Annotated in this window: 13 protein-coding genes; 7 read left to right on the top strand and 6 right to left on the bottom strand. The window is 65.1% G+C overall.

What is annotated here, in order from left to right:
• Position 1 precedes the first annotated feature (1 nt).
• Positions 2-1135, bottom strand: a complete 1134-nt coding sequence (locus BLQ74_RS03730) for a site-specific integrase (RefSeq protein ID WP_090261180.1) — start codon at positions 1133-1135, stop codon at positions 2-4.
• Between the two features lie 102 nt (positions 1136-1237).
• Here BLQ74_RS03730 and dusA point away from each other — a divergent pair, with 102 nt between their 5' ends.
• Both dusA and tal read left to right on the top strand, forming a co-directional pair.
• A complete protein-coding gene (gene dusA / locus BLQ74_RS03725) occupies positions 1238-2248 on the top strand; it encodes a tRNA dihydrouridine(20/20a) synthase DusA (protein ID WP_090260976.1) in 1011 nt (336 codons plus the stop codon).
• Between the two features lie 63 nt (positions 2249-2311).
• Positions 2312-3232, top strand: coding sequence for a transaldolase (gene tal, locus BLQ74_RS03720; RefSeq protein WP_090260974.1), 921 nt, complete (start codon positions 2312-2314; stop codon positions 3230-3232).
• A 72-nt stretch (positions 3233-3304) separates the two neighbouring features.
• Here the strand turns inward: tal and rssC are convergent, their stop codons facing one another.
• From rssC to BLQ74_RS03705, 3 genes are all read right to left on the bottom strand, one after another.
• Positions 3305-3787, bottom strand: coding sequence for an anti-sigma factor antagonist RssC (rssC, locus tag BLQ74_RS03715; RefSeq protein ID WP_090260972.1), 483 nt, complete (start codon positions 3785-3787; stop codon positions 3305-3307).
• Complete coding sequence (gene rssB, locus BLQ74_RS03710; RefSeq protein ID WP_090260970.1) at positions 3784-4968, bottom strand: two-component system response regulator RssB; 1185 nt, start codon at positions 4966-4968, stop codon at positions 3784-3786. The genes rssC and rssB overlap by 4 nt, the downstream gene beginning before the upstream one ends.
• 174 nt (positions 4969-5142) lie before the next feature.
• Positions 5143-5847, bottom strand: a complete 705-nt coding sequence (locus BLQ74_RS03705) for an MlaA family lipoprotein (protein WP_090260968.1) — start codon at positions 5845-5847, stop codon at positions 5143-5145.
• A gap of 393 nt (positions 5848-6240) precedes the next feature.
• Between BLQ74_RS03705 and pcrP the strand changes: the two genes are divergently transcribed.
• From pcrP to BLQ74_RS03690, 3 genes are all read left to right on the top strand, one after another.
• Positions 6241-6984 carry an HAD superfamily inactivated hydrolase PcrP gene (pcrP, locus tag BLQ74_RS03700; RefSeq protein WP_090260966.1) on the top strand — a complete coding sequence of 248 codons (744 nt, stop codon included), beginning with the start codon at positions 6241-6243 and terminating at the stop codon, positions 6982-6984.
• A complete protein-coding gene (locus BLQ74_RS03695; protein ID WP_090260964.1) occupies positions 6981-7562 on the top strand; it encodes a phosphonate degradation HD-domain oxygenase in 582 nt (193 codons plus the stop codon). The genes pcrP and BLQ74_RS03695 overlap by 4 nt, the downstream gene beginning before the upstream one ends.
• Positions 7563-7638: 76 nt before the next feature.
• Complete coding sequence (locus tag BLQ74_RS03690) at positions 7639-7902, top strand: DUF4404 family protein (RefSeq protein ID WP_090260962.1); 264 nt, start codon at positions 7639-7641, stop codon at positions 7900-7902.
• Between the two features lie 52 nt (positions 7903-7954).
• On the opposite strand, the gene queF is transcribed toward BLQ74_RS03690, so the two are convergent.
• On the bottom strand, positions 7955-8785 hold the full coding sequence (gene queF / locus BLQ74_RS03685) for an NADPH-dependent 7-cyano-7-deazaguanine reductase QueF (RefSeq protein ID WP_090260960.1): 831 nt from the start codon (positions 8783-8785) through the stop codon (positions 7955-7957).
• Positions 8786-8932: 147 nt separating this feature from the next.
• A complete protein-coding gene (locus BLQ74_RS03680) occupies positions 8933-9490 on the bottom strand; it encodes a cupredoxin domain-containing protein (protein ID WP_090260958.1) in 558 nt (185 codons plus the stop codon).
• Between the two features lie 155 nt (positions 9491-9645).
• Here BLQ74_RS03680 and BLQ74_RS03675 point away from each other — a divergent pair, with 155 nt between their 5' ends.
• Positions 9646-10326 (top strand): heavy metal response regulator transcription factor, encoded by a 681-nt coding sequence (locus tag BLQ74_RS03675; protein ID WP_090260956.1) that lies wholly within the window; start codon positions 9646-9648, stop codon positions 10324-10326.
• A complete protein-coding gene (locus BLQ74_RS03670) occupies positions 10323-11684 on the top strand; it encodes a heavy metal sensor histidine kinase (protein WP_090260954.1) in 1362 nt (453 codons plus the stop codon). Before BLQ74_RS03675 ends, BLQ74_RS03670 begins: the two co-directional genes overlap by 4 nt.
• The last annotated feature ends 30 nt before the right edge of the window (positions 11685-11714 follow it).

Below are 11714 nucleotides of genomic sequence, written 5' to 3'. Positions count from 1 at the left end.
GTCAGACCGCCCTTTTCTTCACCCGTGCACCCAAGTCGACGGGTGCCTCAATGATCCGATCCAGCCACTTCCACCCCTGATAGGGGTCACCGTTGCCACGCATGTGTGTATAGCGTCGCAGCGAGTTCCAGTCCCGATGGCCCGACACACTGGCCACACGCGGAATATCCCAGTCCATTTCAAACAGCCGGCTCACGCCGTCGTGTCGCAGGTCGTGGAAGTGCAGATCCTCAACACCGACGATCTTGCAGGCCCTGGTCCATGAGGCCGACACCGAATCACTGTTGTACGGGAAGATCTCGTCGCAGGCCTCAGGCATGGTCTCGATGATGCGCATCGCTTCGTCCGGCAGATGGCACCAGACATCGTTGCCAATCTTCTGCCCGGGATTCTTCATATCCCGCACCAGAACACGCTTGCCGGCCTTATCCAGATCAGCCCAGCGGATACGACAAATCTCTTCCTGGCGCCGGGTCGAGAAGATGGCGAAGGCCATCACCTTGGGCATGTTGATCGAGCTGGGCTTGCGCTTCTGCATCTCGAAGAAGTGCTCGAGCAACTTGTCGAGTTCACCCGGCTCCGGCCGGCGGTCGCGCTCCTTACTGCGGCTGACCATACCCAGCTTCTTCAGCACCTTCCGGGCATCACCCATTGCGTGCGCGTCGATCTCGAAGCCCCATGCGGGCCGAGCCACAGACAACACCGCCCCCAGGTGCGACAGGTCGTTACCGACTGTCTGCGCCTGCACCGCGCCGCCCTCCTTCCCCATTCGCCATTTGGCGTACTCGACAAGGGTTTGACTGCTCAGCTTGATGTCAGTGACATCGCCGAGCCAAGAGGCAGCGATTGCGGCCAGAGTCGCACGCTTGGTCTTGCCGAGCGGCCTGATAACCTCGTGCTCTTCCAGGTAGTGCTCGATGATATGCCGCAGGGTGCTCCCACCGCGGTTGGCGCGCTCAATCGCCCCCGGCTCGGCCAGCTCGGTCTCGCGCTTGCTCGCCCAGGCCTTGGCGGCCTGCTGCCGGTCGAACGTCTGGGATTCCTGATAGACTTGCTGGCCATCGCGCATGATCCTGATCTGCGCTGTATAACCGAACGAGCCGTCCTTGCGTTTCCGCTTTCTGATGGTCGCCATGGTGATTTGGTACACGAGCTTTCGGGCTTGGTACATTGTACCAACGAGGCGTCAGAAACAAGCGAAAACCCCGGAAAACGCCCCGAAACACGACGTACCGAAATGCCCGCCGAATCAGCTTCCAAGCCAGTAACCACGCACCCTGAGCCCTCCCGCCGCTTCTCCGTGGCGCCGATGATGGACTGGACCGATAGGCACTGCCGCTATTTTCTGCGTCAGTTGTCGAGCCATGCCCTGCTCTATACCGAGATGGTCACCACGGGAGCGCTGCTGCATGGCGACAGCCATCGCTTCCTGCGCCATGACGAGTGCGAACACCCGTTGGCGTTGCAACTGGGCGGCAGCGTACCGGCGGAACTGGCGGCGGCGGCGCGGATGGCCGAGCAGGCCGGCTATGACGAGGTCAACCTGAACGTCGGCTGTCCCAGCGACCGCGTGCAACACAATATGATCGGCGCCTGCCTGATGGCCCATCCGGCGCTGGTGGCCGATTGCGTGAAGGCCATGCGCGATGCCGTGGGCATCGCCGTGACCGTCAAGCATCGGATCGGCATCAACGGCCGCGACAGCTACGCGGAACTCTGCGACTTCGTTGGCCAGGTGCGCGACGCCGGCTGCCGCAGCTTCACCGTGCATGCCCGCATCGCCATCCTCGAAGGCCTGTCCCCCAAGGAGAACCGCGAGGTTCCGCCACTGCGCTATGAAGTGGCGGCGCAGCTCAAGCACGACTTCCCGGAGCTGGAGATCATCCTCAACGGCGGCATCAAGACCCTGGAGGAGTGCCGCGAACACCTGCGCACCTTCGACGGCGTGATGCTCGGCCGCGAGGCATACCACAACCCCTACCTGCTGGCCCAGGTGGACGCGGCGCTGTACGGCGCCGAGACCCCGGTGATCGGCCGCGCCGAGGCCCTGGCGCGGATGCGCCCCTACATCGAGCGGCATATCGCCGAGGGCGGTGCCATGCACCACGTGACCCGCCATGTGCTCGGCCTCGGCCAGGGTTTCCCCGGCGCCCGACGCTTCCGCCAGCTGCTCTCGGTGGACGTGCACAAGGCATCCGACCCGCTCCTGGTATTCGATCAGGCGGTCGAACTTCTCTCTGGCCGCTAGGTCCCGTTGAGCGCGGGGTTCGCCTCGGGTAAGGTCGTGGCATCCGCAACCGGAAGACCTGCCATGACCTCCAAGCTGGAACAACTCAAGCAGTACACCACCGTCGTCGCCGATACCGGCGACTTCGATGCCATTGCCCGCCTGAAGCCGGTGGATGCCACCACCAACCCCTCCCTGCTGCTCAAGGCCGCCGCCCTGCCCCGCTACGCCGAACACCTGGTCCGCGCCACCGCCGCCAGCCAGGGCGATGCCGGCCTGGCCTGCGACCGCTTCGCCGTGGCAGTCGGCAAGGACATTCTCGGGGTAATACCCGGCCGCATCTCCACCGAAGTCGATGCGCGCCTGTCGTTCGATAGCGCGGCGACCCTGGAGCGCGCTCGCCGGCTGATCGACCTCTATGCCGAACAGGGCATCGGCAAGGAACGCGTGCTGATCAAGATCGCTTCCACCTGGGAAGGCATCCGCGCCGCCGAGCAATTAGAGCGCGACGGCATCCAGACCAACTTGACCCTACTTTTCTCCTTCGCCCAGGCCGCCGCCTGCGCCGATGCCGGGGCATTCCTGATCTCCCCCTTCGTCGGGCGCATCTACGACTGGTACAAGAAGGCCAACAACCGTGACTACAGCGGCGCGGAGGACCCGGGCGTGCAATCGGTCTCGCGGATCTACCGCTACTACAAGGCCAATGGCTACAAGACCGTGGTGATGGGCGCGAGCTTCCGCAACCTCGGGCAAATCGAACAACTGGCCGGCTGCGATCGCCTGACCATCAGCCCTGACCTGCTGCAACAACTGGCCGACGACCAGGGCGAACTGCCACGCACCCTTCAGCCGGGTAACGGCGAGGCACGCCAGGTGCTGGACGAGAGCACCTTCCGCTGGCAGATGAACGAAGACGCCATGGCCACGGAAAAGCTGGCCGAGGGCATCCGTCTGTTCGCCCGCGACCAGGAGAAGCTGGAAGCCCTGCTCGGCGGGCGCTGAACGCCAGGCAGGCAGAAACGAACCGGCGCCCCAGGGCGCCGGCTTGCATTTCATCGGAGGGTTTCGCGCGGATCAGTGGCGCTCGAGCGCGTTCACCAGATCGTGGAAGGCTTCACGGTTGGACTCGTTGAGCCCCATCAGGATGCGATGGGCCTCCAGCACCTTGTTGCGCACCACTTCCTCGGACTGATCCTGCGGCGGCAGGTCGGTCAGGCATTCCGGGCACGGGATCGGGCGGTCAACGATGTTGAATACCTGATCGAAGCCCATGGACTGCAACAACCGGGTCATGTCCGGATTGGTGGTCACCAGGGTCGGCAACAGCCCCACTTTCTGCCGCGAAAGGATCGACAGCTTGGCCAGCAGGCCAAGGGTGGTACTGTCGATGCTCTGAGTTTCCGTGAGATCGATGATGATCGCCGTGAAATTCAACGCAGCGAAGATTTTTTCAATGGTGGCATCCAGCGCCGAACACAAGGTCAGTCGGACTTCGCCCACGAACTTCAGGACGAAGGAGCCATCCTGCTCGGCGAACTGGATTTTACCGGTACTCATGCAAGGTTCCTGCTCAACACCAGCAAGGCGATATCATCCGGCATCTCGCCCAACTTGGCCAGCCCGAAGACCTGGCGCAAGCCATCCAGCGTGCCGCCGGCGGCGACGACCTGCTCAGGCAGGATCGCCTCCTTTTCTTTCAATGTAGTCCCCGGCAGCACATCCAGGATGCCGTCGGAGAACAGGGACAGACTGAAGGACTTCGGCAAGTCCAGGGTCCGATCGTCATAGCTGGCCTCTTCGAACAGGCCGACCGGCAAGCCACGGCCTTCCAGATAGCGCGCCTCACCGTCGACATAGAGCACCGGCAGCGGCAGATGGCCGCCGACGCTGTAGGTCAGGCGATCGGTTTCCAGGTCGATGACCCCGCCAAGCATGGTCACGTGCTTGCCCAGCTTGCAGTTGATCAGTCCACGGTTGATGTGGCTGAGCACCTCGGATGGCTTGAATTTCGGCAGGCTGCCGCCACGGCGGGACTCATAGAGCAGACGAGTGGTCATGAACTTGAGCAGCACGGTGACGAAGGCCGAGGAAGCACCGTGACCGGACACGTCGGCCAGATAGAAGGCGATGCGCCGCTCGTCGACACGGAAGTAATCGACGAAGTCCCCGGACAGGTAAAGCGAGGGAATGATCTGGTGGGCGAAGCGCAAGCCATCGGCATCCCAAGGGGTCACCGGAAGCATGTTCATCTGCACCTGGCGGCCGGCGTTCTGGTCCTCCTGCAAGAGGTTCAGGCTGGCCTGCAGCTCGCGATTGGCGGTTTCCAGCTTTTCCCGGTAGCGCCGGTTCTCGGCACGCAGGAATGCACGATCGAGGGCGCGACGCACCGAATGCTCGAGCACCGCGAGATCTTCCAGCGGCTTGATCAGGTAATCCGCGGCGCCCAGGCGCAGCGCTTCGACCACATCGCTCATCACGCCAGCGCCGGAAAGCACGATGACGGGCGTCTCGACGGCCATTTCGCCGACCCGACGAATCAGCTCGAGACCATCCATCTGCGGCATGCGCAGGTCGCAGATCACCAGATCGGGAAGTTCTTGTTGGAATACCTGCAGTCCCTGCTGGCCATTATTCGCCTGCAGGACTTTGAAACCGCTGTCTTCGAGGTAGGCGGCGAGGCTTTCACGTACAACCTCGTCGTCATCGATGATCAGCAGCGTGGCACTGGGTTTGTGCATGGGTTATCCAGGCAAACGGCGCCGGAAGTGATGGAAATGGCGCGCATTGGGGTGAAAACCGCGCGGGTCGGATTGGACAAGGCGCAGACACTACTCCCATCCGTCCGAGGGTTCAAGACAGGCCCCGCCGGGGCGCGGAGATCAAGCTCCGCGCCAGGCTGCGCGCCGATCGGATCAGAAGTCGTCTTCGACCTTGCCATCCTTGACCTTGAACTCGCGGTTCTGCAGGTAGGCGTTGCGGATGAAGGTGTACTTGTCGCCGCTGATGAGTTTTTCCGACTTCAGCAGGTTGGCCCGGGTATCGACGATATCGACACCGTGCACGCTGTTACGCACGGCGACATTGTCGACATAGGGATAGGCGCCGCTATAGGCATCCGGGATCAGCGAAGGCGCATCGCGTACGGTGCTCGGGCCGAGGAACGGCAGCATCACGTAAGGACCGCTGCCCACGCCCCAGTAGCCGAGGGTCTGGCCGAAGTCTTCATCGTTGCGTTGCAGCCCCATGTGGGTGGCGACGTCGATGAAGCCCGCCAGGCCAAAGGTGGTGTTGAACAGCAGGCGGCTGGTGTCGACGCCGGCGTGCTGAGCCTTGCCCTGCAACAGGTCGTTGATCAGGTTGCGCACGTCGCCGATGTTGCTGAAGAAGTTATGGATGCCGTCCTGCACGAAGTTCGGCGTCACCTTCTGGTAGCCCTGCGCCAGCGGTTTGAGCGCATAGGTATCCAGGGTGTCGTTGAACACGAAGATCGGCCGGTTGACGCGCTCCCATGGGTCGTCCTCGCTCGCCGCCTGGGCCAGGAATGGAATCAGGGCCAGGCCGGCTCCAGCCAGCAGGCGAGCGCAGCGCTGCATCCAGTTAACGCCAAATGGGCGCATCGATGTATCTCCTGTGTATGACCAATCGAGCCGCTGAACCGGCCCTTGCCGGTGCGCAGTATATAGATACGCGCTCAGTTTGATGACACCAGGAATATTCCCGGTACGAACACACTCTGTTGCATGTTGCGCAACGCCCGACCTGCCGAGTCCACAGAAAAGCCTGCCACTGACAGCCGCTCGCTATCGCAACCGATACGTTCACGATAGCCAAGGGTCCGCGCTCTTGCCGGGCGCAACGCGTCCCGGGCAGCGCGCGCCCGGGACGAAATCCAGCGCAGCCACGCGCCGGAATGCCTGACCCGGCGCCAACAGCCGATCGCCCGCGGCGCTTCACCGTAACGTCACATTGAGCGGCTAGCCTGCGTCGTACCATTGCCCAGACCTACCTCCATGCCCGCATCCCCTGTCGACCTGCCCCGCTTCACCGCCCTGCTTTTCGGGCTCCGCGGCGACCTCGTGGACTTCGGCGCCCGCACCCTGCACCGCGCCCTGCAACAGAGCGTCCCGCAGTGCGCCCCCGAGCAGCTCGCCGAAGTCGCCGCCATGCCCCCCCTGCAAGCCTTGGCGCAGGTTCTCGGACGCCAGCCCGGCGCCGCTGAAGCGGAGGCTTTCCGGCAGGCCCTGGAGGCGGCCGCCGAGCACGCCGAAACCATCCCTGAAGCGCTGCCGGCGCTGCGCAGCCTGCACGAACAGGGCATCCCCTGCGCCTGGCTCGACGAGCTGCCGGAAAGCGCGTTGCAGCGCCTGTCGGCGCCCCTGGGGGATGCGATCCAGGGTTCGCTGGTAGACCAGGGCCGCCCATGGCCGGCGCCGGACGCCTGCTGGCAAGCCATGATCGCGCTGGGCATCCCGACGCTGGCCGGTTGCGTGCTGGTCAGCGGCCAACCGCGCCTGCTCCAGGCCGGGCTGAGCGCCGGCTTGTGGACCATCGGACTGGCCGCGAGCAGCCCCCTTTGCGGCCTATCCACCGCGGAAAGGGACGCGCTGCCGCCCCTGCAGCGCGACAAACGACGGGCACAGGCAACCCTGGGCCTGTATCGCCTCGGCGTGCATTCAGTCATCGATCACCTCGGCGAGCTGGACTCCTGCCTGCAGGACATCGCCAGCCGCCGCGCCAAAGGAGAGAAACCATGAGCAATGCCCGCCACAGGTTCCTCGACGAACTGGCCGAACGCTTCGCCAGCCATGGCGCCGAGCCCTACGGCGAGTCGGTCAGCCAGGCCGAGCACGCCTTGCAGTGCGCGACCCTGGCCGAGCGCGCCGGTTGTGCCGACAGCCTGGTGATCGCCGCCCTGCTGCACGACATCGGCCACCTCTACGAAGACCCGGCCACCATCGAACGCCGCGACCTGCGTCATGAAGAGTTCGGCGCCCATCTGCTGCGCGACCTGCTGCCGGAAGCCGTGTGGCAGCCCGTACGCCTGCACGTCGCCGCCAAACGCTACCTGTGCGCCGTCGATCCGAGCTACCAGGCCAGCCTGTCGCCAGCCTCGCGGCATAGCCTGAGCCTGCAAGGCGGCGCCTTCGAGGAAAGCGCGGCGCAGGCTTTCCTCACGGCTCCCTATGCCCAGGACGCCATCACCCTGCGCCGCCTGGACGACCTCAGCAAGGACCCGGCCATGCGCACCCCGGAGCTGCCGTACTTCTTTCCGCTGCTGGAGCGCCTGCTGCGAATTGACCGGCATCAGACACAGCTGCGCCCGGCGAGTTAAGCTGTCTGCCATGGCGATGGACCTCTGCCGTCACGGCAGGGGCTATCTTGGGTAGGCACCGCAGAAGGAAACCACCATGCCCACACGTGAACTCCGCGAATCCCTGCAGAAGCTGCGTGAGCAACTGGAACAGCAACCCCCGCTGGACGACGCGCAGCGCGCCGAGTTGCAGTCCCTGATCGATGACATCGAACTGCAACTGAGCAATGAGGAGGCGCTGACCAACGAAAGCCTGGTGGATGGCATCAACCTGGCAGTGGAGCGCTTCGAGATCAGTCACCCGACCCTGGCTGGCACCCTGCGCTCCATCGTGCAGAGCCTGGCGAACATGGGCATCTGAAGCCTGCGAAATGAAAAAACCCGGCCGCGGCCGGGTTTTTCGTATCCGCGCGTTACTGGCGCACCAGCCGGCGGTTGTCCGGGACGATGCTGTCGCTGCTGCGGTAAGGGTTGATGTCCAGCCCGCCACGGCGCACATAGCGCGCATAGACCGTCAGCCGGCTCGGCTGCAACAGGCGCTGCAGATCGAGGTAGATGCGCTCGACGCACTGCTCATGGAAGTCCTGGTGCTGGCGGAAAGACACCAGGTAGGCCAGCAGGCTGACTGGATCGAGGGCCGGGCCGCTGTATTCGACCACCAGCGTGCCCCAGTCCGGCTGGCCGGTGACCGGGCAGTTGGATTTCAGCAGGTGGCTGTAGAGCACCTCGTCGACGCGCCGGGTGTCGTCACAGCGCAGCAGCTCGGGGCGCGGCTGGTCGTAACGCTCTACCGTCACATCGAGGTCGTCGACACAGGTCCCCGGCAGGCTGGCGATACCGTCCGCCGCCACCTCATCGAGGCTACGCAGGCGCACCCCGACCGGCGCTCCGGCGGCGGCCGAGAGATCGCGCGCGAGCACTTCGCGCAAGGCCTCGCGGCTATCGAAGGCGCTCTGGTTCAGCGAGTTGAGGTAAAGCTTGAAGGACTTGGACTCGATGATGTTCGGCGAGTCCGCCGGAATGGTGAACTCGCCGATGGCCACCACCGGCTTGCCGCCGCGGGTCAGCCAGGACAGTTCGTAGCAGTTCCAGATGTCCACACCGCGATACGGCAGCGTCTGCGCGCTCAGCCCCAGTTCGGCCCACTTGGTGGCGCGAGCGATGGGGAACAGCAGCTCCGGCGCATAGGTGGAGACGTATTCGCTGGATTTGCCCAGCGGCGAATGTTCGGCGGGATGTTGCATGACAGGGACCTGCTGGATCGGATCGGCACAGGGGCGGCCCCTGCTCCACCCGCCGCAACGGCGGGCCGGGCAAGTGTATACAAATCGTCGGTCGCTTTCAGCAGCCCGGCGACCCGCGCGGCCAGCGGGCGCCGGCGAAGCGCCGAATCAGGGTTTGACGGTCAGGCTGCCGACCATGCCGGCCTGGTAGTGACCGGGAACGTTGCAGGCGAACTCCAGGTTGGTTGCCTTGCTGAAGGTCCAGGTCAGCTCGGCGGTCTTGCCCGGCGCCACCATCACGGTATTGCCGCCGCCATGGTGCATCATCTGGCCCTGACCCTGACCCATGGCCATGCCGCCCATATCACCCATGTCGTGGTCCATCTTGCCCATGTCGTGCTGCATGCCGCCGGACGCCATCATGTCCTGCATCTGCTGCATTTCCTTCTGGTGCTCGGCGTGCATGGCGGCGCTGCCGAGATTGAACTCATGCAGCAGCTTGCCCTCGTTGCGGATCACGAAGTGCACCGTCTCCCCCGCCTTCACCTCGAGTGCCTTGGGCTCGAAAAACAGGTCGCCGACCTTGATCTCGATGGTACGGCTGGCCTGCTCGGCCTTGGCCGGCTTGCCGAAGTCGAAGGTGCCGGAGGCGCTGGCGAAGGACGGCAGGCTGGTTCCGATGGCCATGGCCAGCAAGGAGACGGACAACAGATAGCGAAGGGACATTCGGGTATTCCTCGATTGGAAGCGTTGTCCACCATAGTGAAGAAGGGCAGCTGCCGCATGCCTGTCGGGAAGATTACAGTTATGTCAGCTCAGCCGCCTCGCCGACCCCGCAGGCTAGAATCGCACCGCTACGCGCCAGCCTGGAGGACACCGCGTTGAAACTCTTGATCGTCGAAGACGAACCGCGCATCGGCCAGTACCTGCGCCAGGGCCTGAGCGAGGCCGGCTATGCCGTCGACCTGTGCAGCGACGGCGGCGACGGCGAACAACTCGCGCTGAGCGGCGACTACGACCTGCTGATCCTCGATGTCATGCTGCCCACCCGCGACGGCTGGCAGATCCTGCGTAGCGTGCGCCAGGCCGGCCTGCCACTGCCGGTGCTGTTCCTCACCGCCCGCGACGCCGTGGAAGACCGCGTGCGTGGCCTGGAACAGGGCGCCGACGACTACCTGGTGAAGCCTTTCGCCTTCGTCGAACTGCTCGCCCGGGTGCGTACCCTGCTGCGCCGCGGTGGCCAGCAGTTGCAGGAAACCACCCTGCAACTGGCCGACCTGGAACTGGACCTCATCCGCCGCCGCGTGCAGCGCGGCGGCAAGCGCATCGACCTGACCGCCAAGGAGTTCGCCCTGCTCGAACTGCTGATGCGCCGTCACGGCGAAGTGCTGCCGAAATCGCTGATCGCCTCGGCGGTCTGGGACATGAATTTCGACAGCGACACCAACGTCATCGAAGTGGCCATCCGCCGCCTGCGCGCCAAGGTCGACGATGAGTTTCCGCAGCGCCTGATCCACACCGTGCGCGGCATGGGCTACGTGCTCGAAGAACGCCAGCCATGAGCCACGGCGACCCGATCCTGAGTTCGCGCATTTCCCTCGGCGCCCGCCTGAGCCTGCTGTTCGCCGCCTGCACCGCCGCCATCTCGCTGCTCGCCGGGGTGATCTTCAGCCACGCCAGCGAAACCCACTTCATCGAACTGGACCAGCAGGTCATGGCCGGTCGCCTGCCGCTGTTCCGCGAGCTGCTCGGTCCGGTCCGCGGCGTTGACGATCTGCCAGCGCACCGCGCCGATCTGGAGCGCGAACTGACCCGCCATCCCGACCTCGGCCTGCGCCTGTACGGTGCCGACGGCAGCCTCTGGCTGAATGAGATGCCGCGCATGAGCAGCGCCGGCACGGGCATGCCGGGCATGGCGATGGCGGGCAAGCCCGCCTACCGCGAGATGAACGCCGCGCTGGAGCCGAGCGATCCCGCCGGCCGTCGCCTGACCCTGGTGCTCGACATCACCCATCACCAGCATTTCCTGCAGCACATGCAGCGGCTGATCTGGCTGACCATGGGGCTCTCCGCCCTGGCCACCGCGCTGCTCGGCGCCTGGGCCACGCGCGCCAGCCTGAGCCCGCTGCGGCGCATGCGCGAGGTGGCCGCACGGGTCTCGGCGCAATCGCTGACCACCCGCCTGGATGTCGCCCAGCTCCCCGAGGAACTGCGCGGCCTGGCCAGCGAACTGAATGCCATGCTGGCGCGCCTGGAAGAGGCCTTCCAGCGCCTCTCGGCGTTCTCCGCGGACATCGCCCACGAGTTGCGCACCCCGCTCACCGCCCTGCTCACCCAGACCCAGGTGGTGCTGTCGCGGCCACGCAGCGAGGACGACTACCGCGAGGCGCTGCACGGCAACCTGGAGGAACTGCAACGCCTGACCGCGATGGTCAACGACATGCTGCTGCTGGCCAAGGCCGACCATGGCCTGCTGGTCCCCGGCCGGCAAGCGTTAGCGCTGGCCGATGAGGTAGACGCGCTGCTCGAATTCTATGCAGCGATCGCCGAAGAGCGCGGCATTCGCTTGCTGCGCGAAGGCGAAGCCAGCGTCCGTGCCGATCGCGGCATGCTGCGCCGGGTACTGGCCAACCTGCTGGACAACGCCCTGCGTTTCAGCAGCGACGGCGGCAGCATCCGCGTGCGCTTGCAGGGGCGCAGGATCAGCGTGGAAAACCAGGGCCCGGCCATCCCCGCCGAGCAGTTGCCACGCCTGTTCGACCGCTTCCACCACCGCGACCCGGCCGCGCAGGAGCGCCAGGGCGTGCATGCCGGCCTGGGATTGGCGATTTGCCGCTCGATCATCCAGGCCCACGGCGGCACCATCCGCTGCGAATCGGCGGACGGCTGGACGCGCTTCATCATCGAACTGCCCGAATAGCCCGCCGCGCAAGGCCGCGCGCCGCCGTCA

The sequence above is a fragment of the Pseudomonas panipatensis genome (assembly GCF_900099785.1).
Lineage (GTDB): Bacteria > Pseudomonadota > Gammaproteobacteria > Pseudomonadales > Pseudomonadaceae > Pseudomonas > Pseudomonas panipatensis.
The sequence above is the reverse complement of the archived record's forward strand: the minus strand, read 5'-3'. Positions and strand labels throughout refer to the sequence as shown.